The organism is Salibacterium qingdaonense (genome assembly GCF_900114715.1).
GTDB lineage: Bacteria > Bacillota > Bacilli > Bacillales > Marinococcaceae > Salibacterium > Salibacterium qingdaonense.
Genome location: NZ_FOTY01000008.1, coordinates 1 through 21,282, shown reverse-complemented (window position 1 = coordinate 21,282; position 21,282 = coordinate 1). Strand labels below are relative to the sequence as shown.

The 21,282-nt window shown below is 43.9% G+C and carries 24 protein-coding genes and 1 pseudogene; 18 read left to right on the top strand and 7 right to left on the bottom strand.

Features of this window, described 5'->3' with window-relative positions:
* Window positions 1-249 precede the first annotated feature (249 nt).
* Window positions 250-561 carry a hypothetical protein gene (locus BM058_RS08345; protein ID WP_090926581.1) on the top strand — a complete coding sequence of 104 codons (312 nt, stop codon included), beginning with the start codon at window positions 250-252 and terminating at the stop codon, window positions 559-561.
* A gap of 104 nt (window positions 562-665) precedes the next feature.
* Here BM058_RS08345 and BM058_RS08340 read toward each other — a convergent pair whose 3' ends face one another.
* The gene (locus BM058_RS08340; RefSeq protein WP_090926580.1) at window positions 666-833 is read right to left on the bottom strand and encodes a Zn-dependent hydrolase; all 168 of its coding nucleotides are present in this window, start codon (window positions 831-833) and stop codon (window positions 666-668) included.
* A gap of 298 nt (window positions 834-1,131) precedes the next feature.
* The gene (locus tag BM058_RS08335; protein WP_090926579.1) at window positions 1,132-2,334 is read right to left on the bottom strand and encodes a DUF819 family protein; all 1,203 of its coding nucleotides are present in this window, start codon (window positions 2,332-2,334) and stop codon (window positions 1,132-1,134) included.
* A 223-nt stretch (window positions 2,335-2,557) separates the two neighbouring features.
* Between BM058_RS08335 and BM058_RS08330 the strand changes: the two genes are divergently transcribed.
* The 3 genes from BM058_RS08330 to BM058_RS08320 are packed head-to-tail and all read left to right on the top strand — an operon-like array spanning window position 2,558 to window position 3,512.
* Window positions 2,558-2,887: a hypothetical protein gene (locus BM058_RS08330; RefSeq protein ID WP_090926578.1), complete on the top strand. Its 330-nt coding sequence runs from the start codon at window positions 2,558-2,560 to the stop codon at window positions 2,885-2,887.
* Window positions 2,888-2,914: 27 nt separating this feature from the next.
* Entirely contained in the window at window positions 2,915-3,124 is a 210-nt protein-coding gene (locus BM058_RS08325) for a hypothetical protein (protein ID WP_090926577.1), read from the top strand.
* Window positions 3,125-3,170: 46 nt separating this feature from the next.
* Window positions 3,171-3,512: a hypothetical protein gene (locus BM058_RS08320; protein ID WP_090926576.1), complete on the top strand. Its 342-nt coding sequence runs from the start codon at window positions 3,171-3,173 to the stop codon at window positions 3,510-3,512.
* A gap of 47 nt (window positions 3,513-3,559) precedes the next feature.
* Here BM058_RS08320 and BM058_RS08315 read toward each other — a convergent pair whose 3' ends face one another.
* Window positions 3,560-4,402, bottom strand: a complete 843-nt coding sequence (locus BM058_RS08315; RefSeq protein WP_090926575.1) for an STAS domain-containing protein — start codon at window positions 4,400-4,402, stop codon at window positions 3,560-3,562.
* 169 nt (window positions 4,403-4,571) lie between these two features.
* Here BM058_RS08315 and BM058_RS17995 point away from each other — a divergent pair, with 169 nt between their 5' ends.
* Together BM058_RS17995 and BM058_RS08310 are read left to right on the top strand one after the other, a co-directional pair.
* Window positions 4,572-4,769 (top strand): zinc ribbon domain-containing protein, encoded by a 198-nt coding sequence (locus BM058_RS17995; RefSeq protein WP_143082998.1) that lies wholly within the window; start codon window positions 4,572-4,574, stop codon window positions 4,767-4,769.
* A 5-nt stretch (window positions 4,770-4,774) separates the two neighbouring features.
* Window positions 4,775-5,122, top strand: coding sequence for a hypothetical protein (locus BM058_RS08310; protein WP_090926574.1), 348 nt, complete (start codon window positions 4,775-4,777; stop codon window positions 5,120-5,122).
* A gap of 116 nt (window positions 5,123-5,238) precedes the next feature.
* On the opposite strand, the gene BM058_RS08305 is transcribed toward BM058_RS08310, so the two are convergent.
* Complete coding sequence (locus BM058_RS08305; RefSeq protein WP_090926573.1) at window positions 5,239-5,655, bottom strand: very short patch repair endonuclease; 417 nt, start codon at window positions 5,653-5,655, stop codon at window positions 5,239-5,241.
* 157 nt (window positions 5,656-5,812) lie between these two features.
* On the opposite strand from BM058_RS08305, the gene BM058_RS08300 reads away from it, so the two are divergent.
* The 7 genes from BM058_RS08300 (at window position 5,813) to BM058_RS08270 (ending at window position 15,904) form a co-directional block, all read left to right on the top strand.
* Window positions 5,813-6,952: a DNA cytosine methyltransferase gene (locus BM058_RS08300; protein ID WP_090926572.1), complete on the top strand. Its 1,140-nt coding sequence runs from the start codon at window positions 5,813-5,815 to the stop codon at window positions 6,950-6,952.
* A gap of 129 nt (window positions 6,953-7,081) precedes the next feature.
* Entirely contained in the window at window positions 7,082-9,901 is a 2,820-nt protein-coding gene (locus BM058_RS08295; RefSeq protein WP_090926571.1) for a Z1 domain-containing protein, read from the top strand.
* Window positions 9,891-11,981, top strand: coding sequence for a hypothetical protein (locus BM058_RS08290; RefSeq protein WP_090926570.1), 2,091 nt, complete (start codon window positions 9,891-9,893; stop codon window positions 11,979-11,981). Before BM058_RS08295 ends, BM058_RS08290 begins: the two co-directional genes overlap by 11 nt.
* On the top strand, window positions 11,978-12,922 hold the full coding sequence (locus BM058_RS08285; protein ID WP_090926569.1) for a hypothetical protein: 945 nt from the start codon (window positions 11,978-11,980) through the stop codon (window positions 12,920-12,922). The genes BM058_RS08290 and BM058_RS08285 overlap by 4 nt, the downstream gene beginning before the upstream one ends.
* Window positions 12,923-12,929: 7 nt before the next feature.
* Window positions 12,930-13,655 (top strand): hypothetical protein, encoded by a 726-nt coding sequence (locus BM058_RS08280; protein WP_143082997.1) that lies wholly within the window; start codon window positions 12,930-12,932, stop codon window positions 13,653-13,655.
* Entirely contained in the window at window positions 13,597-14,991 is a 1,395-nt protein-coding gene (locus BM058_RS08275) for a DNA cytosine methyltransferase (protein ID WP_090926567.1), read from the top strand. Before BM058_RS08280 ends, BM058_RS08275 begins: the two co-directional genes overlap by 59 nt.
* 16 nt (window positions 14,992-15,007) lie before the next feature.
* Entirely contained in the window at window positions 15,008-15,904 is an 897-nt protein-coding gene (locus tag BM058_RS08270; RefSeq protein WP_177195483.1) for a PD-(D/E)XK motif protein, read from the top strand.
* 42 nt (window positions 15,905-15,946) lie between these two features.
* Here the strand turns inward: BM058_RS08270 and BM058_RS18195 are convergent, their stop codons facing one another.
* Both BM058_RS18195 and BM058_RS08265 read right to left on the bottom strand, forming a co-directional pair.
* Entirely contained in the window at window positions 15,947-16,123 is a 177-nt protein-coding gene (locus tag BM058_RS18195; protein WP_177195482.1) for a hypothetical protein, read from the bottom strand.
* A 116-nt stretch (window positions 16,124-16,239) separates the two neighbouring features.
* Window positions 16,240-16,629 carry a hypothetical protein gene (locus BM058_RS08265; RefSeq protein WP_090926565.1) on the bottom strand — a complete coding sequence of 130 codons (390 nt, stop codon included), beginning with the start codon at window positions 16,627-16,629 and terminating at the stop codon, window positions 16,240-16,242.
* Window positions 16,630-16,915: 286 nt separating this feature from the next.
* Here BM058_RS08265 and BM058_RS08260 point away from each other — a divergent pair, with 286 nt between their 5' ends.
* The 4 genes from BM058_RS08260 (at window position 16,916) to BM058_RS08245 (ending at window position 19,751) form a co-directional block, all read left to right on the top strand.
* Window positions 16,916-17,878 (top strand): arsenic resistance protein, encoded by a 963-nt coding sequence (locus tag BM058_RS08260; RefSeq protein ID WP_090926564.1) that lies wholly within the window; start codon window positions 16,916-16,918, stop codon window positions 17,876-17,878.
* 39 nt (window positions 17,879-17,917) lie between these two features.
* Window positions 17,918-18,376 carry a UPF0158 family protein gene (locus BM058_RS08255; protein WP_177195481.1) on the top strand — a complete coding sequence of 153 codons (459 nt, stop codon included), beginning with the start codon at window positions 17,918-17,920 and terminating at the stop codon, window positions 18,374-18,376.
* 53 nt (window positions 18,377-18,429) lie between these two features.
* The gene (locus BM058_RS08250) at window positions 18,430-18,795 is read left to right on the top strand and encodes a DUF4181 domain-containing protein (RefSeq protein WP_090926562.1); all 366 of its coding nucleotides are present in this window, start codon (window positions 18,430-18,432) and stop codon (window positions 18,793-18,795) included.
* A gap of 77 nt (window positions 18,796-18,872) precedes the next feature.
* Window positions 18,873-19,751, top strand: coding sequence for an AraC family transcriptional regulator (locus BM058_RS08245; RefSeq protein ID WP_090926561.1), 879 nt, complete (start codon window positions 18,873-18,875; stop codon window positions 19,749-19,751).
* Between the two features lie 170 nt (window positions 19,752-19,921).
* On the opposite strand, the gene BM058_RS08240 is transcribed toward BM058_RS08245, so the two are convergent.
* Window positions 19,922-20,599: a helix-turn-helix domain-containing protein gene (locus BM058_RS08240; RefSeq protein WP_090926560.1), complete on the bottom strand. Its 678-nt coding sequence runs from the start codon at window positions 20,597-20,599 to the stop codon at window positions 19,922-19,924.
* 499 nt (window positions 20,600-21,098) lie between these two features.
* Here BM058_RS08240 and BM058_RS18505 point away from each other — a divergent pair.
* Window positions 21,099-21,282, top strand: a pseudogene (locus BM058_RS18505) (IS21 family transposase); the annotation flags it as partial.

The window sequence follows — 21,282 nt, the reverse complement described above, 5'->3', positions numbered from 1 at the left end:
AGTCATGGAACCTTAGAATAGTCATTGACTGTTACCGGAAGGGTTGAAACAATTGGAAAAAACCACTATATGAAAAAGAATAAGACGCATGAACCTGACAAGGATGTTTATGGTTAGGACGGCGGTGCAAAAGGGTATAGGCCGTGTATTGGCAGGGAAAGAAAAGCAGACGGCGGGGAATACTTTCAGCCTGCTGATACATGCCACCGGTCTGGTGTACATTCTGCGGATTGGAGAAGGAATAATGGGATGATAGGCAGTAAAACGTACAGCTTCTGGGCTGCTTTAACAAGCATAACGGGTTTCTTTTTTTATATGCTCAGCTACGCAGCGCCGGATGTACCACAAGGTTTAACCGCCTTTCTAATAGAATGGTTGTTTAAGTTAGGTTTATTTTTGATGGTTTTGGGATTTATAAGTGGACTTACAGCCCTTTTCCGAGGGGAGCCGGAGAAGAAAAAATATATAGGAATCGGGTCTCCTTTCCTCCTTGGTCTCTATTATTTACTAGTACCTATTGTCATGGGACTGCTGTTTGGTATAGATGACGCTCTTCGATAAGGCCGTCTCCTTCTTTGCAGACAGGAGTTTTCCTTTGGAGAAGGTGAAGTAGGGGAGGGTGACATGTGTTTCATGTCATCATGGTATTTTCCTCCATTAATAGATCAATTGCCGCTCAATATTTCCTTAATCATATGCTGGGTAATTGTAACATTTGAGTTGATTAACTCAATTACCTTTTTTTGAAGGGATGGATGAAGAGTTAAATTTTCTAAATGTAAGTTTTGTTGAATCCGTTTAAACTCTTTAGAATCCATTGTAAGCTCTTTCATAATTACACTCCTCCCTGCGTATTCAACTGTCTTAATTATATATTTATCCCTTCGTATGTGCAACAACACCTGCACAAATCATCGGTCTGTTGTGCATTCAGTTTTTTGTGCTGCAGCATATCGAATGACTGCGTACGAGGTGAAGAAGTGATAAACGGATAAGGTGGGATAAGCCGTGTTTTATGTCATCGTGACCAAACCGTAAAAAAACGATCCCGTAATCATGGCCGTCTCCATGATCACGGGATCATTTTGTTAGTGATCGGCTGAATCACTCGATAAGCTGGCGGCTTTCTGCCTAGCCTCCTGCGATCATCTTTGCGAGCTGTCCACATAGTAAGGCGGCATAGATTCCGACAACGTTACCTAAAATACCCATGAGTAGTCCAATAGGCGCCAGCGCCGGCTGGAAGACCGAAGCCACAATCGGGGCAGAACTGGTTCCGCCGATATTGCCCTGGGATCCGACAGCTACGAAGAAGAGCGGGGCTTTTAATAATCTGGCAGCACCAAAGATGCAAAGGATATGGATGGACAACCAAACTACGCCCATCAACAGGAATTGCGGGGACTGCACAATATCTGCTAAATTCGCCTGCGCGCCAATACCGGTTAAGTATAAAAATATTCCTAAATAACCAATCTTACTGGCCCCGTAGTATTCGAGGTTTCTTACTTTTGTGAAGGAAAGAGCGATTCCAACAGCCGTAATGATAATAAACGACCAGGTGGACGTGCTCATGATATCGCTTTTTGGAAGGAAGTCCATGCCGGCGAATACGCGGATGATATAAGAACCTGCCATCCCAATTCCTAAAATGCCAAACAGCTGCGGCAGCTGGAGTGGTTTAACATTTCGCTGCATATCTGTCGCAATATCTTCATTCACCCGTTTAATAGTAGAATTATCCGCACCATTCCACGTATTGAACTTATTTTGGAAATTGGCTAATGCAATCATGACACCCATCCAGCTGATTCCGACCAATGTGTCTGTTAAAATAACCGGACTTAATATATCCTCAGGTGTACGGAAGGTTTCGATCATGGCACCCATATTACCTGTTCCGCCAATCCAGCTGCCGGCAAGGGCGCCGACACCGCGCCAGGCGTCTTCCGGCAGGATCCCCTGGAACAGCGCAAAGGCGATAGGACCGCCGATAACAACACCCACCGTCCCTGCGAGGAACAAAACAATAGCTTTCCCGCCGAGCTTCAATGTGGCCGGAACGTTCGCACCAATCATTAATAATAATAAACCCGCCGGAAGGATATACGTACCTAGAAAACTATATAAATCCGAACTTTGCGGAATGATACCAAACGTCGTAGAAATCATCGGTAAAAAATACATCCAGATTAAAGGGGGAGCATATCGGAAAAGCTTATTCAGAAATTTATTATCTATCGTAGATAACATGAATAAAATTCCGACAATCGCGGTTAAATAAGCAAAAATAGCCATAGGATCCTGTATTAATGCTGCATCGTTACCCGTCATGAGAAACACCTCTTGCTGTTGATTGGTAATTTTCAGTAAATTATTTACTGAGGACCAAGCTATTTTACCACCCCACAACAAAATTTCAAACGAAATGTATTGGGAATGAATGGCACATGTGTCGTTCTTCCACGAATTTTTCCTTTTCCACATAGATATTGAATTTCCAGCCATCTGCTGAAATAATGAAATGTGTAATCCGTATGGAAAAGGAAGGATTGGTATGACCTGGACCCTGCTTATCACGATAGTTCCGGTTATCCATCAGACACTGGCCCGGGCCGTAATGGGAAAAGATAGAGAAGATGTCAGTAACACAGACGGAAAAACCATCTATTATACGGGCATCATCGTACTGGTGATTACGGGCTTAGTTGTCTTTGCTGCTATGGAAGCGAAAGTAGATATAGCATTCTGGACGCTTCTTATGATCAGCGTTATGCTGTATCAGGCACTGATGGAGCGATTGTATCTTCCGGACCCGAGGTATTATATCGTCACGCTTTTGACCCTGGCTGCTACGCTGGTGTACGTTCTGTTTTTCGTTCTGTAATTGTTTAGAAGGATAGAGGGGGAAATTATGTTTCAAGTGATCATTACGATGGTTGTCATTCTTGCCATTACCGGATCCATTGCCGCCTGGATCAACACAAGAATTATTATTGAAGAGATTGGTATTATCAAAAAAGAACTTGGCATTCCGGAGAGGCCCCGGGACCATTATGATGACGTATTCGACAGCGATACACAGGCGGAGAACGATACAACAACAGATTCCGGGAATACATAACAGCAGGAAAGTCCGCGGAAACGCAGGAGAGGGGAGAAATCTATCTATGGGAATCATGGTGGTTCTCATTGTCATGGCCGTCGTGTATGAAATACTTGGCCGAATGATGATAGGAAAAGAACGTAGAAAAATAAAAGAGACGTCAGGGAAAATGATTTATCAGACAGGAACCGGGATGTTGGCAGCGGCGGGAGTTGGGATTGTTTTTACGGTCCTGCCATCGGAGCCAGGCCGGGAAACCCCTGGATTCTGGACAGGATTTATAACCGTGCTGCTTCTTTACCAGGCTGCGATGGAGCAGGTTTTTCTCCGGGATGCAAGATACCCCGTGACGACCCTGTTGACGCTGGCATTGGGACTGGTATGTATCGCGTTATTCGTTTTGTGATGGAGAAAAAAACCGGGAAGCGGCTGTTCCTCCCGGTTGGTTTCTATTTATTCTTCGAAAGAGGCAGCGGCGAAGTAGGGTGCCAGCGCCTGCTGCAGGTCTCCTTTTGTCTCCACTTTGGATTCCAGGTCAATCCCCATCTCGACCATCTTCCGTGCCGCTTCTGGACGGACGCCGGTGATGACCGGCCGGCTTCCCATAATGTGAATGCCGTCGATCAACCGGAGCAGTCGCTGCGCCACATCCGCCTCCATATCGGCAATGCCGGAAAGATCCACAATCAGCGTCTTGATGGCCTGATCGCTGATCTGCATCAGCACCTTCTCTTCAATCACATTCATCCGGTCCAGATCAAGCGTACCGATAAGCGGCAGCACAAACATGGAGTCGCTGACCGGAATGAACGGCACCGACAGATTTTCGACGAGTTGCTGCTGTGATTCCAGCAGTTCATCTTTGTAACTCGAATAACGCAGAAAAAACGAATTTAAAAACTTGTCCACACAATCATTGATCTGTTTTTCGAGCGCAAAAAAATCTGCTGCTTCCCGCGTCTCCGTGGAGACTTCCTCATACCGCTCCATAAAACGCCACAACGTGCGGCGGATCGCCTGCACCCATTCCAGTTTCAACGTCAGCGTCAACGAATACTTCGCCCACGCCTCGCCTTCCTGTTCGGAAAACGTGATCAGTTCTTCTTCCTGCTGGTTGATAATATAGCTTACAAGGGTATGGGCGTTCGAAATCAGATTAATATTACCAATCCGATGGATTTCTTTAATCCTTTCCCGGACTGTCACCGCTTCCTGCAGCAGCTGTTCTTCAAATACATCCCGGTTTTCCTCAAAAAAATCCTTTATCGTCTGCCCTTGTTTATAAACAACATCCATCTCGGTCACTCCAACATAAGGATAATAGATTCTGTATTAAGCAAAATGCGATATAAACACTATACCCTCTTTTATCATTGTTAAAACATCTTTTTTAAAAGAATCGTCATCAATCAAGTGATCTGGTAAGATGTGTATGATATCGATTTTTACATAGTGGGTGAACCAAATGAGTCAGAACCAATTAACAAAATGCCCGGCATGTGATCACGACGTATCACTGCAGGCAAGGACCTGCCCGAACTGCGGCCATCCGTTGAGAAACCAGGCGCCGCCACCGCCACCGGAACGGGAAGGACAGGGCCTGGGGTTTTGGGGTATTGTAGGAGCCGTTGTGGTTGCCATTATCATAGCATCTTTTCTATAAACGGCGTGTCGCTGCTGCTGATAGCTGTACTTTATATTTGTCATGAATGGATGGGGGACACCCATCTTCCGTCGTGGTACCAGTTCTATGCCAACGACGTGCTCGCCGGCTGGTTCATGATTGCGGTTCTGCAGATTCTCGCTCGTATCAGCCGTTACCGCCCGGACCAGCTTATCTACAACGGAGCGTTCCAGATCGCCGTCACAGCTGGTGCCGGCCTGTTCTGGGAATACGCGGCTCCGTTTTACGTCCCCGGAAGTATCAGCGATCCGATTGATCTCGCTGCCTACCTGGGAGGAGCGGCAAGTTACAGATTGGTACTTAGTATACATAAAACATATAAGTGTAATTAAAATAAGAAATGCTGGAGAAGTTATTGAATCAGCGAGGGATGTCGTACTAAAAAACCGAGGGATGGGATGCGCGACTGTAGATGGTGCACAAAACGGCGTAATAAGATTCCGTATAATCAATGACTTTTACAGGACTCGATAAATCCGCTGAGTTCATCAATTACTTGGTCTAAATCTTGTTTCACCTCGTGTTCCCATACCCTTTTTATATTCCAACTGATAGAATTGTAATAATCATTCACTTCTTGATCTCTCTGCACATTGCGTTGCAGCTTTTGTTCCCAGAATTCCTGATTGCTTTTTGGGAAGTTTCCGTGGTCGGGACAGCAATGCCAAAAACACGAATCAATAAAAATCACAACCTTGTACTTTTTTATGGCGATATCCGGTTTTCCAAACAATGTTTTATTATTTTTGCGGAACCGCCACCCCCGTTTCCAAAGTTCTCTGGATACCACATTCTCCAATTCGGATTGGGAACGAATGGCCTTCATATTTTTCTTCCGCTGTTCTGAAGTTAAGTTGTCAGCCATAATTAATCTGCTCCTAAGTAGATTTAAGTGTTTTGTATATCAGTGAGTTATGAACTAAAAATTCAATTTGTTAAGAATGTTAACATATATATTTTAAAAAAGTGTATATCATTAATTAGAATTTAATTGTCAAGTGATGTAAGAGGAGCGTAAACAAATGAAATTGAAAAAAGGTGAATTATTCTGCGGCCCCGGTGGATTAGGGCTTGCCGCAAAAAAAGCAGGTCCTGTAATTGATGATAATGGTGAGGAATGGTCTTTTGAACATGTATGGGCCAATGATTACGATAAAGATTCCTGTGATTCATATAAACGTAATATAAGTGGTGATTATAAAGATCCGACTGTTATTAACTCTCCTGTAGAAGATCTACCAATAGGAGATCGCAGTATTTTAGAAGATATTGACTGTTTTGCTTTCGGATTTCCATGTAATGATCACAGTCAAGTAGGAGAAAGACTAGGGTTGAACGGTGAATTTGGTCCTTTGTATACCTATGGAGTTAGTGTACTTCACCACTATAAGCCAAAATGTTTTGTTGCTGAGAATGTAAGTGGACTCCGGAGTTCTAATGAAGGTCGAGCGTTTGTGAAAATACTATCTGAATTGGAAGAGTGCGGTTATCAATTAACTCCACATCTATATAAATTTGAAGAATATGGAGTGCCACAAGCCAGACATAGAATTATAATAGTGGGTATTCGTGATGATTTACATAATCAAGGCTTTCAATTTAAAGTTCCGGCTCCTACCACTCCATATCCAAAAAACCAGATAACATCGTACAAAGCATTAACAGACCCTCCCATAATGGAGTATACACCGAATCACGAAATACCTGTGCACTCTGATAGAGTAAAAGGTATGCTGAAACATATTCCAGCTGGAGGAAATGCTTGGAACTCTGAGATTCCTGAAGAATACCAGTTGAATGTAAGTAAAGCTAGAATGAGCTCAATCTACAGAAAACTTCGTCCTGATAAACCTGCATATACTGTGACTGGAAGTGGAGGTGGTGGTACTCATATGTATCATTGGGATGAAGATCGGGCCTTAACCAACAGAGAAAGAGCAAGACTTCAAACATTTCCGGATGATTTCATTTTTTCTGGAGGTAAACAGTCAGTTCGCAGGCAGATAGGAATGGCCGTGCCCCCTGATGGAGGATGTCATGTATTTGAAGCTTTATTACGTTCACTAGCAGGAATTGAATACGAAAATGTTCAACCGGACCCAAAGCTACAATTAGATTATTTAAAAAGTAAAAAGCTGATTACAATGAATGAAGTAGAATGATCAACCTGAAATGAACGATATAAAAACCACAGCAGAAAATGACAAAATGTATTAATTTCTACCAGTTTAAATGGTAAAATCAAAGCAATAGTTCTATAGTAATAAAGGTGCATAAAGGTGGAGTATTTCATGAATGACGTTTCAGACGTAAAGTATGATAAGGTCAGGGAATGGATCAAGACGGAAAGAGATCACGATGAAAACTGGCACAGTATTGCATATGCAAAAAAACAAAACGAACAGGGGTTAAAAGATTTTTTGGAGCGAAAGGAAGATGAAGACCGGTGGCCTCAAATTTCACCTCATGAATGGTATGTGCTGGTTGAAGGGGTGAAAAGGGTAGAAGACGAGGCAGTGGCTGCCCAAGTTAAAAATCAAGAAGCAATGATAACTGAAAACGCGGAAATCAATAGTTCAAAAGTTCCTGAAGACCGAAAATCGTCCTGGCAGCTCTATAAAAACAATCTAATAGATAAGAATTTCAAAGAGTCTGCAATTGCACAAATTGAATCAGCAAGTCAATCCATTTTATCGCAGTTAAGCAGTGATACAACAAATATGGATCCGGTGAAAGGTATGGTTGTAGGAAACGTTCAGTCCGGTAAAACGGCAAACATGGCAGGTTTGATGGCGATGGCTGCTGATCATGGATGGAATATGTTCATTGTACTATCTGGTATGGTCGAAAATTTACGGAAACAAACGCAGGAAAGATTAATTCAAGATCTAAGGAAGAATGGTAATATAAATTGGATGCCTTTATCCAATGTCAAGCGTAATGCTCCCACGGGTTCTGATGTACAAAACTATTATTTTATCGACAGTAATGATGCACACTTATATGTATGTCTTAAGAATAAGACCAGGCTGCAGGGATTGCTCGATTGGATGCAGAAAGATTTAAATAAATATGAACAAATGAAAGTACTTGTGATAGATGATGAAGCCGATCAAGGGAGCATAAATACAGCAGATATATCCACCAGTGACAGAAACACAATCAACCGTTTAATTGTCAATTTGGTAGAGGGTTACGATAAAAATGGCACATATTTATATAAAAAACCTAAAGCTATGAATTACGTCTGTTACACAGCAACTCCATATGCAAACTTCTTAAATGAATATTCATTAGAATCTTTATACCCTAGACATTTTATAAAGTCTTTAAGTACATCAAATGATTATTTCGGACCGAAAGAAATTTTCGGGGTTGAAGGGCATGAAGACTTTCAAGGTTTGGACATTATCCGACGTATCGGTGATCCCGATATGGAGCAGATAGAAAATATACATAAAGGTCATGATTTTAATATTCCGAAAAGCTTAGAGGAATCTATCGGATGGTTTCTATGTGCTGTATCCTCCTTAAAGGTTCAAGGCTATAAAAAGCCGTTAACTATGATGATCCATACAAGTCCGAAACAAGAGCATCATTCCAATATTTCGCATTCTATAAAACTGTGGCTTAATAACAAAACATTTGAAGAGATTATTGATACATGCAGAGATGTATGGAACAAAGAAACCAATCGTTTTACAAAAAACAAGTTAATAGAAATGATTCCGCATTTCGACGATTTTCGAGATAAAATGTATGATTTTCAGCAGTTTGAGGAAATTAAAGAGGAAATCTATACTTTAATCCAAGATATAACGCATATTCAAATGGATGAAGAAGGTGACTTTTCCTATTCGGAGCACATACACCTATGCGTTGATAATTGTTCCAACAACGGCATAAATGAAGACGGAATGTTTGTTAGACTTGCTTATCCAGATAAAATACAAAATGAACAGTTGAATCATGCTACTGCGTTTATAGTGGTAGGAGGAACTACACTTTCCCGTGGATTAACAATGGAAGGCCTTGTTAGTACGTATTTTAAGCGATCTGTGAAACAAGCAGATACGTTAATGCAGATGGGTCGTTGGTTTGGATATCGTCCAAATTATGAAATTTATCCACGAGTTTGGATGCCTAGTAATACCAAACAAAAATTTGAATTCCTGTCTACACTGGAATATGAATTGAGAGAGACTTTGAAACAATTTTCTGAGGGCGGCGCAAGTCCAAAAGAGTATGGCCCGAGAGTTAAGAATACTCCTAGAGCATCAGGGTTAAGAGTTACAGCTGCGAATCGGCAGCAGGCTGCCTCTTATGTTGATATGGACTTCACAGGTTCCAGTGCACAGACGATACTTTTTAACAACGATAAAAAAGAGCAGGTTGATAATATTCATGCGGCGGAGGCGTTTTTATCTTCATTGGAAAGTCCTGAAATTAAAAACAACCGGGTTGTCTGGCGTGATGTAGATTTCAATACAATAAAAAATCAACTTCTTAAAGCAATGACTTTTCATCCAAATACTCATGTATTTAGTCCAAAAGATTTAGACCCATTTATTGAGTGGGTAGAGGAAAAATCAGAAAAAAAACTGCTGAACAACTGGAACGTAATCGTATCGGGGACTGTTGTAAAAGACTCTGATCCCCAAAAAATCTGGGAGGTACCAAATGCCGGACAAATAGGAAAGGTAACACGTAATAGAAAAGAATCTTCAGAAGGAAGTAGTACTATAAATATTGGTGTGTTAAGGGCTCCATCAGATTTATATGCTGATGTTGATACCAGCAAATTGTCTCAAAGTGAAGCTGATGAATTAACCAAAAGCAGTCCGAGTGTCACAAAAGTGGGCGAAATTCGGAAATCGGCCGGACTTCAGGATACACCGCAGCTGATTATCTATAGAATTTACAAAAATTCAACATCAGCGTCAACATCAAAATTTAAAAATCGTCCAAATCTAGATGCAGAAGAAGATATTATAGGCTTATGTCTCCGTATCCCTGGAACTAACACAAGTACCGGAAAGTCATACGGAGCTCTGCAGATAGAAATTCCACAAGACAAACAGGATATTGGGGAGATTGAAGATGAAGATTGAGATAGCACCACACGAAAGAATGTCAGAAACAGGAAGTTCGCTGATGAGGCTTATTCAAAATAATGAGCTTCCAACAGTCGATCTGCTGGTACGTGAGTCTATTCAAAACAGTTCTGATGCTGTTCTTGATGATGCTGATACAGTGAATATTTCTTTTAATATCAATACATTTGATCCAGCAAATTTAACCCTTCATTTTGAGGGAATTACAGAAAAACTTAATGCAGCGTATACTGATGAAGCAAAAAATCTTGAAATTCGTGATACTAATACAACAGGGTTGACCGGCCCCCTTCATCATAGTGAAGCCGAAGATCATTCTCTCGGGAATCTAATTCATTTGGTCTATGAAATAAGCCGCCCCCAGCAGCGTGAAGGTGCCGGCGGTTCCTGGGGGCTCGGTAAAACTATTTATTTCCGGGTGGGCATTGGTTTGGTTGTTTATTACAGCAGGATTCAAAAAGAAGATGGAAGCTTTGAATCCCGGCTTGCAGCATGCCTGGTCGAAGATGAAAGAAGTGACAACGCGCTTCTTCCTTCAGAGGGAGATGGTCCTAAACGTGGCATTGCCTGGTGGGGAGTCGCTAAAGACAGCAGACAAACCATTCCTTTAACGGATGAACAGGAAATTGAGAATGTTCTGCAGGGGTTAAATATAACTCCATTTGAAAATGATGAAACCGGGACCTCTATCATTATTCCCTTTATTGATGAAAATACATTAATGAAAAGTGCCCGTGCTTCACACACTGAGAATGACCAGCGGCAGAGATGGTGGCTGTATTCCATGGAAGATTATGTTTATGCTGCTGTGCAGCGCTGGTATGCGCCGCGCATAAATAATAGAGCATATGCATTAAACAAACCGATTGTTGCATCTGTTAACGGCAGCATGATCCGGCCGGAGCATATGTTGTCCACATTTCAGGCGGTACAGGATCTGTATAACAATTCAGGTTATGCTCATAATCCCGGTAATAATATTTTACTGGATAGTCAAAAGATTTACAGCGAGAAAATATCACTTCGTAATATTTTTAAAAACACCGGTGAAGCCGGCAGGATCGTATTTGCTAAAGTAACCAGTGACGAACTGCAGATGGAGCCGCCTGACAATCAGCGGTCTCCTTATGAGCAGGCTGACACCCGGTTTAATGATGAGGAATATAATCCACCTTTAATCAGTTATCTGAGAAAACCCGGTATGATCGTTAATTATGATGCAGATGGAAGCTGGATGAAAAATATTCAACCGCCTTCTGCAAATGAGTATATTATCGGTTTGTTCGTCCCTAACTCACAAAATAGTCTAAATGATTCGCTCGGAGGCTTGTCTTTAGAAGAATACATAAGACGCGGTGAAAAAGCTGATCACACTTCCTGGAATGATTGGACAGTTAATGACCGCAATCCTCTAATCGTTTCCAAGACAAAAGACCATGTTTCCAGTAAAATTAATCAAAATTTAGTGGAACAAAATAAAGAAGACAAAAAAAGCAGAAAAGCCGGTATCGGAAAAGCGATTGCGAAAGCAGTTCTTCCTCCCGACAATTTCGGTAGAAAACCTACAGGGAAAAGGAGAGAAGATACTTCCGGCGGGGTGAGCGATCACACTTCAAAATCCGTCATTACTTTTGAGGACAATCCCGAATTTGAGCAGGCTCAGATTCACATTCCGTTCACATTAACGATTGGTAAAAATGTGAACAAAACAGCAGTGGAACTGCGGGTTATGTCGGAATCAGGGAATATAAGAGCTGACAGCTGGGAAGATGAAAAAGAAATAGGTTCTCCTTTTCCTATAGTGTTAAACCAATTGGAGATAGATAATATTTCAGTTAATGAGTATGATGCTAAGGTTAATGTTGTTTTTCATAAAGATACAGGTTATTTAGAGATGGATCATGTAGATTTGTATGAAATGAAGTCAAACCGTTATAACGTCACGAATGGTGTTAAACTGATTAAGAATACAGCAGAAAACAGCTGTACGATTAAGGGCCGTGTAACTTTTGAAACAATCCAGGGGGATATTCAGGGATCTATATCCACTGTGGATGAAGCGGGTGGTAAAGAGTGAGTATTTCAATTAGTTTTTATCCAGAAATAAATGATAAATTGTTTGAAAAGCTTGGTGTTCAAAACGGTGAGTATCACTTTTCATACATGAAAAATAGAGATGTCTATTTGAACACCCAATATCCGGATGAAAACCGCATGAGGGATATTGTCTTTATTGAAGATCCCGGCAGCGAATGGGATGTGGATCAGCACAATTTAAAAATAGAAAAAGAAGTGCAGATTAATAATCCGCGCTTTTTGTTCGGATCAAATGGTGTAGCTCCGCGCAGTGCTGAGCTGGGTGTTGGCGTCATATGGTCCTGCAAAGCTGCAGGTGTCAGAGGAGCGGAAGAAATACAGGTTATACGCTCGGATTCTCCAGCCCCGTTGAATTGCAATGTTCAATTAAATTTTCCCAAAAGTACATTGAAAAGTGAAATTGTACTCGAAACAGTAGTCTATATTAAGAAGTCCGGAATTCCTGAAGAGGATGAGAAAATGCTGGGTAATGAATCCGGTCTGCTTCTCGGGACAATTAATCACACGGAAATTATACTGGAGGGAAGCGGTTCGGAATTTCCTGTTGTGGAAGTTTATGAACCATCCATGCCGCTTTGGTGGGTGGAATGTTTATGGACTGATCCACAGGAAGATCCATTTGATGAAGAACACGTTAAACTGTGTATTAACAGAGGACATAAAAATTACAAGAGATTGTATGAAGGGAATGTCATTAAAGATCCGGATTTATTTATTGAGATCATGGCGTCCGCTTTAGAAATCATCATCCGTAAAGTTAAGGAATCGGATTATTGGTTTGACATTATAGCAAACTATAATAATTTGCCGGGAAGTATTGGAGAAGCATTATATTATTTTAAATCAACTTTTAACTGGGATTTTTCTTCACCGGAGAATTTAAGTCTTCATATCCGCCAGTATCTTGAAAATAATTTATGAACCGGGGGTGTCTGAGATTACTTGGAAAACATTAAAACAGCATGAAGCCGAAAAAGCTTTCCAATCCTGGAATGATGAGAAGCCTTCTGCTTCATGCAGCGGGGAATACCAATCTATTAGAGAAGATTTGGTAAAGATATTTAATGACGTTTTGGAGAATTTGGGGCTGGAGGAGCAGGGCTCCTGGAATAAACAAACGTACAAAGTAGATATGGAGTTCGGTCTGCAGTTATATGACTACTTAAACTCCTCTTCTGATTTCACTTTGAGAACAGCCTCCAGTAATGATTTTTGGAGATATTTATCCATCAAAGTGATACCTGATATAGTATACATAAGATCAGGGTTAAAATCTGATTACTTTTACAGAACCACCCGGAGAATATGGTTACGGAAAATTTGGTGGTATGTGCATTTATCATGGCAGGGTGATTTGGAGACAACCAGGGACACACTGTGGAACAACTCTACGGATGAAATCGTACAGCTGGTTGAACGGTCCGGTCCGAACGGTTATCGTGTGAAGCTAACGCGGGAGTTAATGAAAATGTACGGCTCATTGGATGATACGCAAAAAACCCGTAGCAATTCAATGTTCCGCAGTATAATGAAACTGAATACCGTTAAAGTCAGATCAATCGAACCAGAATTACATCCAAAGGGAGAAGAAGCTTATGCCAGAGAACTTTTCGAATACTTCCAGCAGAAACAACTACAGTCGGAAACTTCCTAAGATTGTAGATTTATTCTCCGGATGCGGGGGGTTCTCTTATGGATTTAAGATGGCCGGATACGATGTCACCGGCGGTCTGGACAATGATGAGAGTGCGGTGAACACGGCTTCCTATAATCTACATTGGAAAGACGGAATAGACCGGGATCATTTCCGCAGTGATGTCAGGGATTTTGATTTAGATAAGCTTTCATCAGAACTTCCGGATGACGAGCCTCTTCTGGTGCTGGGAGGACCGCCGTGCCAGGCCTATTCCCAAATCGGCCGGGCCAAGTTGAGATCTCTGGGGGATGAACGCATCCATACGAAAGATCAGCGTGGAATGCTTTTCGAAGATTTTATTCAGGGTGTGGTCGATCTTAATGCTGATATGGCAGTGATGGAAAATGTTCTCGAGTCGGTGAACTACGGCGGATTAAACATCCCGGATCTTGTCTGTGAAATTCTGCAGGAAAACGGATACTACACGGGATGGACGGTCTTAAACGCAGCGGATTACGGTGTTCCGCAGATCAGAGAGCGAGTGTTTGTGATAGCATCCAAACATAAAGAAATTACTCCCGAAGTGCTTCCTATTCCTAACCATAAACCCATTAGGAATAAAATAACGCCTGCTGTGAAAAGAATGAAAGGTTTTCATGAATCCCGGCATTTTATGGAACCGAATTATCCGGAGGCGCATCTTCCAGAATGGGTAAATGTCGGAGATGCTTTATCGGACCTTCCGACACTGTATAAGAGCTCCAGGGATAAATATCAATTTTACCCGCTTAATCTTTCTTTTCCTTATGAAAAAGATCCGGTCAATGCATTTCAGCAGGAAATGAGAAAGACGAACGCCTTGAAGGTGAGCGGGCATGCTTATAGAAAAACTACCAGGGATTTTCCTATTTTTGAGAGGATGAATTCCGGAGATAATTACAATGAAGCTTCAAAGATTGCGGATGACTTATTGGAAGAGCAATGCCGGTTCTTAGGTATTGATCCTATGAAGCATGAAGATTCATATAAAGAAATGAAAAAAAAGATTGTTCCACCATACAGCCGGGATAAGTTTCAGGAAAAATGGAAAAGATTGGACCCGGAAATTACATCCCACACACTGGTGGCTCATTTATCAACAGACACATACAGCCATATTCATCCGTGGGAACCCCGCGGCATTTCTGTACGCGAAGCGGCTAGAATTCAATCATTTCCCGATGATTTTATGTTTCAATGTACAATGAGCAATGCGTTTAAACAGATTGGAAACGCAGTGCCGCCTCTCTTATCGAAAGCACTTGCCTCGAGCATTGCGGAATGGCTTCAAAAAGAAAAAGCTTCGACTTTATAGACAGGGGAGTTTTTATATGAATCTCGTGCAGGAAATAAAAGATAAGTTCGCCAACCTTCAAAAAAGTAAAGCTTATAAACTGCAGGGCTATGATGCATGGGTATTCATGTTTGAGGATGGAACGTATGGTACTGCTGTGCCATATGACGGGAGTAAGGTAAATGAACAATTTGCCAATGTTAAATTTTATTCCACCAATGCAGTGTTCGGCGAAGATGAGCAGAACTTTCTAATTCTGGCTTCAACTCTGCTGCATCTTCGTAATGAATTTGCTTTATTCTGTGCGGACTTTGCAGATCCGGGTGAAAACCATCAAAACCGGCGCGAAATTCAAGAAGAACCCTTGGAATGGTGGAAAAAATGGAGAGAACTGCTTGGGAATGCTGTGAAGCATAAACAAGTACATAGTATTTTGGGCGAAATGTATGTAGTACAGTATCTTTTAAAGCAGCAAAAAAATGTAAAGTGGAAACCGACGGACTATGCAACTTACGATGTTGAATCAGGAAACCAAGCATTTGAAGTTAAGTCGACCACTTCAAAATATCAAGATACGTTGACTATAAGCAGTCAATTTCAGCTGAGAGATCCGGATTTTCTTGTAATGTGCAGGTTTGAAAAATCAAATACGGGGGCATCTCTGGAAGATATGGTGGCAGAACTTGCAGCACTCGGTTTAGATCGTTCTTTCTTAAATGTGGAATTGGATGCTGTTGGATTTCCGGAAGGTTCAGAAGCCAGAGGAGAAAAATATAAATTATTGGATATGCGGCAGTACCCGGTGGATGAGGATTTCCCGGGGAAAGAGCTGAGTGACTTTCTACAGAACCTGAATGATCCCAATGTAGGAAAAGTATCTTATGATATAGATTTAAAAGGCTGTTCCTATGAAAATCTGCTGAAAGATTCATAGTAAAAGAGGGGATATAGATTGTCCCCTCTTTTTATGCACCTGCTATGGTTCAATAACCCCTGAATCATCACAGGCGTCACAGTCGAGTTCGATGAAGCCGTTACCGAAGCATGTCATACAGATGCTGTTATTGATGGTGGTTTCTCCTCCGCATTTGTCACACGTTGTGAGCATCACACCGGACACGTCACATTTGCTGCACTCCTGTTGTTTTTCCATTTCTTTCACCCTTATCCTGATTTTACTGCGCTATTAGTATAACATGGCTGTTGTGTGTTCGTAATCGCATTTTTGTAAGGGGAAGAGAAAGAATACGTGGAGGCGGCGCTTTGTTTTTATTGCTGTTCCAGGCTCTCCAGCCTGCCTTCCAGCTGAAGGACCCGTTTGTTTAACGCCTGCGTTTCATAGTCCCGTGAGGTCAAGCGGCCGCTGAATTCCTGTCTTACGTTGGTCAGATCTTCAAGGGCTTCGGTTTCCAGACGCAGTATCGATGTTTCGATGCGTTCCAGTCGTTCGACTGTTTTCTTCTGTAACTTTCCGGGGTGATAGGCGAGTTCGCTTTTCAGGCTGGAAAACTCCAAGTGGTGGGCATTCAAGTCATTCTGCAATCTGGAGAACTCAAGACGGTGGGTGTGAATGTCTTCCTGTAAGGCAGTGAACTCTTTTTTGAATTCGGTCAGTGTCTCCATCACAGTGTCCAATTTTTGTTCCATATTCTGGTCCATGACTGATCCTCCTGCTTGGCGGGATTTTTTACTATTATACCATAGATTAATGGAAAGCTTTGTGCGGAAACGGAAATGTTGTCATAGTGGTTGATGATCAGGCTATGGTTGCCTCTTTCCAGTAAAACAGTACGTTAGGTTAGAATGGGGGAGCAGCGCTGTTTGATTGTCTGCTGATAAACGAAATGTTTTTCTGTATGATTGATATAAAGAGAAACGTTTGAACGCGGTGTCTTTTGCCTGGTTGATGTACGGCTTTTGATTCCCGGTAGAGGAGGGAAGGATATTGGTCACGAAGGAGCAGCTGGAAACGAAGCAGGTGGGGATTTATATCATAAGTTTCATCATGGCGGCGGGATTCGGATTTCTGCTGCCGTCCTACGCGGAGCGCCTGGGTGCTGTGATTTCTGTCGTCATTGCACTGTTGATGTACAGCATGTTTTCCCAGATTCCGTTTGCTGCGTTAAGACAGGCTTTCCGGAACAGAACGTATATCCAGGCGCTTCTTCTGGTTAATTTTATCCTGGTGCCGGTCGTAGTCTGGCTGTTATCGCAGCTGCTTCCTGATCAACCTGCGCTGCTGCTTGGATTTTATCTGGTGCTGTTAACGCCTTGTATTGATTATGTCATCGCGTTTACCTCCTTAGGAAAAGGAGATGAGAACCTGGTGTTAACGTCGACCCCGATATTATTCGTTGTGCAGATGGTTCTGCTGCCCGTGTATTTGTGGCTGTTTATGGGGGCGGATGCTGCCGCGATGGTGAAGCCTGCTCCTTTCTTTGAAGCGTTTTTTGGGTTGATCGTCCTTCCGCTCGCGGCAGCACTGTTGTTACAGTTTTTCGGGAAAAACAGGGCATTTGGTGAAAAGGTGCTGCGAGGATCGGCGTGGCTGCCGGTTCCGTTTATGGCGTTGACGTTGTTTGTCGTGACAGCTTCTCAAATGACAAAACTGCCGGATTATGCGGATCAGGTTGTAAAAGTCATTCCGTTATATATCGTGTTTATGATGGTGATGCCGTTTGTGGCGAAGTACGCGGCGCGGTGGTTTGGATTAGCGCCGGGCGAAGGAAGGGCTCTTATTTTCAGCTGTTCCACACGGAATTCGCTCGTTGTGCTGCCTATTGCCCTAACTATACCGGAAATCGGAACTATCGTGGCTGCTGTTGTTATTACCCAGACGATGATAGAGCTTGTCAGCGAACTCGTTTATATACGTGTCGTTCCGCGTTTTTTGATACGTGACGATTAAAATAGTACAGCGAACCATAATGGAAAGGAGGAGATGCAGGTGGAACAGTCTGTGAATCTACCCTCTCTGCTCGAAGCGGTCCGGAATGCGCCGGACGGGGTGACGATGTTTCTGCACCGAAAGACGGGAGAGGTCCTGCGGATCAGCGATGATGTACTGCGGCGGGCGCAGCTGCAAGCGCCGGATGCGCGTGATGACGAGGAATTCCGCGCGGCCGCTCGGGTAGTGGCGGCGACAGAGGATGACTACCTGCCGCTGCCGAACCGGCTCGAGGTGGATGAGTCCGCGCTGATGGAGGCGTTTGTCCGGGAGCTTTCCAACCCGATGATGCGGACGATGCTTGCGCGGGAGTTGACCGGGACAGGGCGGATGCGTCGTTTTCAGGACCGCGTCGTGGAACTTGGTCTGCAGGAAGACTGGAACGCGTACCGGCTTGAAGGGTATCTCGAATTTATGCGGCAGTGGTGCCGGGCGCGGAGTGTGCCGTATTTCGAATAACAAGCGATACCGGCCTTTTGAGTATCGATAGAGCAAAGGAGAGAATCGAAACGATGCTGCTGCCAGTTGCCCTTATAGCCGGCATTGCTGTGTTAAGTGAATTCCTGTCATACATACTGCGCCGGGGCGGCATTGTAGAACTTCCGGCGTCTGATCCCGATTATGTTAATAAGCGGCACAAATACATAGATAAATCACTGTATGTTATGGTGCACATCGTTATAGTTTTAACCCTCACTATGTTTCCTTCTTACCGCATCCTGATTTTTCTCCTGCCGGTGCTTCACTATGCGTACCTCGCCGTCATGTGGCACCGCACCCGCATCCCGGGAGGACGGCGGACGTATCTCCTGAGCGTTATTTCCGCGGTTCTGTTTTTAACCGGCGCAGTACTGTACGGTTTTTTCAACATGGGATAATCCTGCGGCATCGGGCAGAAAAAGTCGGGAAGCCGGGTGCTGTTGTTGATACGATACAGGAGAAAGGAGGTCATCGCGTGGATTCGCTGCAACGGATGAACGATGCGCTCCGCTATGTGGAGGAGCATCTGGCTGACACGATTGATATGGAAGAAGCGGCGCGGACCGCTTATAGTTCGGCTTACCATTTTCAACGGATGTTTTCGTTTCTCGCCGGCATGACACTGGGCGAATATATCCGCCGGCGCCGCTTGACGCTGGCGGCTGTCGAGCTGCAGCAGGGCGGTGCGAAAGTCGTGGATATCGCGGTGAAATACGGATACCATTCGCCGGATGCTTTCACGAGGGCGTTCCAGGCGCAGCACGGAGTTTCCCCCTCCCGCGCGAAAAAGGATGGGACACCGCTGCAGGCCTATCCTCCGATGACCTTCCAGCTGACAATCCAAGGAGGAGAAAGCATGAAGTATCGTATCGTACAAAAAGAATCGTTTTCCATCGCCGGATTGAAGAAAAGAGTGGCCGTGCAGTTCCACGGGGTGAGTCCGGAGATTGAGGAGATGTGGCAGTCGCTTGATTCAGCGAACATCCAGGAGCTGAAAGCCTTGTCCAACACCGAACCTTCCGGCTTGATCAGTGCGTCCACTCATTTTTCCGAAGGACGGATGGAGGAAAACGGGACGTTTGATCACTACATCGGCGCGGCGACGACACACGAGGTGCCTGCGAAATGGGAGGCCCTGATTGTTCCAGCGTCGGAGTGGGCGGTATTTGAAGCCGCCGGCACGTTTCCGGATGCGCTGCAGGACGTCTGGGGCCGGATTTACTCCGAATGGTTTCCCGGTTCCGGCTATGAAGCGGCGGAAGGGCCGGAGATTCTCTGGAATGAAAGCAGCGACACGACATCCCCCGACTTCCGCAGTGAAATCTGGATCCCGGTCCAGCGGACATCTTCTTAAGTGACGTTTATACCTGTCCGAAGACGTCTAAACGTCACCATGAACGTGCCATCCTTACGTTTAGAGACGGCTTTTGATGAAAAAACGTCATCATGACAGCGCCATGGTAACGTTTGTCGTGAAAATAAAACGACAAACGTAACGATGGTGCTTTTTTTACGGAAAAGCGATTAATGCTCAAGCCAGTTATAGTCGAGAAACGCAGGCCGCGGCACGCGGCGCGGGCGGGGCTTCCGGAGGCGTTCTTTCATCTGCCGGTATTCATATTCCCGCATCAACGACTCGACGACTTTTTCCATATAAGCCGAGCCGTGCTTCACGCAGTTGTCTTTCCATTTGTGATGAATTAACCAGGAAAAATTCAAATAGCTCATATATTTATATTTTTCTTGTTTAAGTGATTCTAAAGAAACTGATTCCCCGGACGCCTCCGACGCTTCAGCGCCTGCGCGGCAAGGGGTTCCGGCGTTTTGGCGGTCTGCAGGAGACGGGCTGCAATCTGCGGCATAAGGCAGGATCGCGATGACGTTGCTGCTGCTTCCGCCGTTTGTTTCGCGCATGACCGGGATGCGGCGGATGATCTTTTTTTCCTCCAGGGCGGCCAGGGCGTAGTTCACGGTGCGCGGGCTTTTGCCGACCGCGGCGGCGATCGTTTTCACTTTCATCCAGCTTGTGCCGGGGTAGGAGAGTGAGCGCCGGGCGAGCAGGCAGAGCACCGCGTCCTCCGTCGACTGCCAGGTGAGCGTGCGGCGGTGCTGCTTGACGTGCCGGTCCATCTGATCGATCGAGGAAAAATAAGAATAGCGGACAGCGGTTTCCATGTGAGCGTCGGATTGAATCCGTTCCATCGGTGCATCCCCCTTTTTCTTTTATATAAGGAAACACAGGTAAAAAGAGGGGAGTGATGCAAAAACAATCAGAATCGATCGGGAAATTCTGAGAATCGATCGAGAAATCGAGAGAATCAATCGAGAAAAACAGAAATCGCCCCGGAATCGATGGAGAAATAATAGAATCGATCAGGAAATCCGGAGAATCGATCGAGAAAAACCCCGATGCCGCGAACGTCATCTGTGTGCATCGGGGTTTCCTTTATTTTTCTCCGGAGAACGGACGGCGGTGCTGAGACTTTCTGTCCCTCGCAGAACCACTCGTGGCTGCTCGAGAACACTTACGCTGTACAGAAAATGAGTACGGCATTTGATTTGTACCACCAATGCAATCTTTTTTACCAACGAATGCAGCGTATTTTACCACTCTCTGCATTTGTCTTTACCATTCCACTGCCTCCTGTATACTTAGTGGGCATGCCTTACGGCATGACATTAGGAATACAGGAGGTTTTTTATGTTCCCTTATCGTCGAATACTGGAATTACATGGCGAAGAAGAAAGGAGTTTACGAAGCATATCCGCTATAACTCGTCACTCCCGGCAAAAGGTGACGGAAGTCATACGACTTGCGGAAAAACGGGGGTTGAAGTGTCCATTGGATGAAGATATGACGGATCCCTGGATTGAAGATTTTCTTT

Coding starts and splice junctions, on each gene's coding strand:
- BM058_RS08345 (WP_090926581.1), top strand. CDS start 250: ATGATAGGCAGTAAAACGTACAGCTTCTGGGCTGCTTTAACAAGCATA.
- BM058_RS08340 (WP_090926580.1), bottom strand. CDS start 833: ATGAAAGAGCTTACAATGGATTCTAAAGAGTTTAAACGGATTCAACAA.
- BM058_RS08335 (WP_090926579.1), bottom strand. CDS start 2,334: ATGACGGGTAACGATGCAGCATTAATACAGGATCCTATGGCTATTTTT.
- BM058_RS08330 (WP_090926578.1), top strand. CDS start 2,558: ATGACCTGGACCCTGCTTATCACGATAGTTCCGGTTATCCATCAGACA.
- BM058_RS08325 (WP_090926577.1), top strand. CDS start 2,915: ATGTTTCAAGTGATCATTACGATGGTTGTCATTCTTGCCATTACCGGA.
- BM058_RS08320 (WP_090926576.1), top strand. CDS start 3,171: ATGGGAATCATGGTGGTTCTCATTGTCATGGCCGTCGTGTATGAAATA.
- BM058_RS08315 (WP_090926575.1), bottom strand. CDS start 4,402: ATGGATGTTGTTTATAAACAAGGGCAGACGATAAAGGATTTTTTTGAG.
- BM058_RS17995 (WP_143082998.1), top strand. CDS start 4,572: ATGAGTCAGAACCAATTAACAAAATGCCCGGCATGTGATCACGACGTA.
- BM058_RS08305 (WP_090926573.1), bottom strand. CDS start 5,655: ATGGCTGACAACTTAACTTCAGAACAGCGGAAGAAAAATATGAAGGCC.
- BM058_RS08300 (WP_090926572.1), top strand. CDS start 5,813: ATGAAATTGAAAAAAGGTGAATTATTCTGCGGCCCCGGTGGATTAGGG.
- BM058_RS08295 (WP_090926571.1), top strand. CDS start 7,082: ATGAATGACGTTTCAGACGTAAAGTATGATAAGGTCAGGGAATGGATC.
- BM058_RS08290 (WP_090926570.1), top strand. CDS start 9,891: ATGAAGATTGAGATAGCACCACACGAAAGAATGTCAGAAACAGGAAGT.
- BM058_RS08275 (WP_090926567.1), top strand. CDS start 13,597: ATGCCAGAGAACTTTTCGAATACTTCCAGCAGAAACAACTACAGTCGG.
- BM058_RS08270 (WP_177195483.1), top strand. CDS start 15,008: ATGAATCTCGTGCAGGAAATAAAAGATAAGTTCGCCAACCTTCAAAAA.
- BM058_RS18195 (WP_177195482.1), bottom strand. CDS start 16,123: ATGGAAAAACAACAGGAGTGCAGCAAATGTGACGTGTCCGGTGTGATG.
- BM058_RS08265 (WP_090926565.1), bottom strand. CDS start 16,629: ATGGACCAGAATATGGAACAAAAATTGGACACTGTGATGGAGACACTG.
- BM058_RS08250 (WP_090926562.1), top strand. CDS start 18,430: ATGCTGCTGCCAGTTGCCCTTATAGCCGGCATTGCTGTGTTAAGTGAA.
- BM058_RS08240 (WP_090926560.1), bottom strand. CDS start 20,599: ATGGAACGGATTCAATCCGACGCTCACATGGAAACCGCTGTCCGCTAT.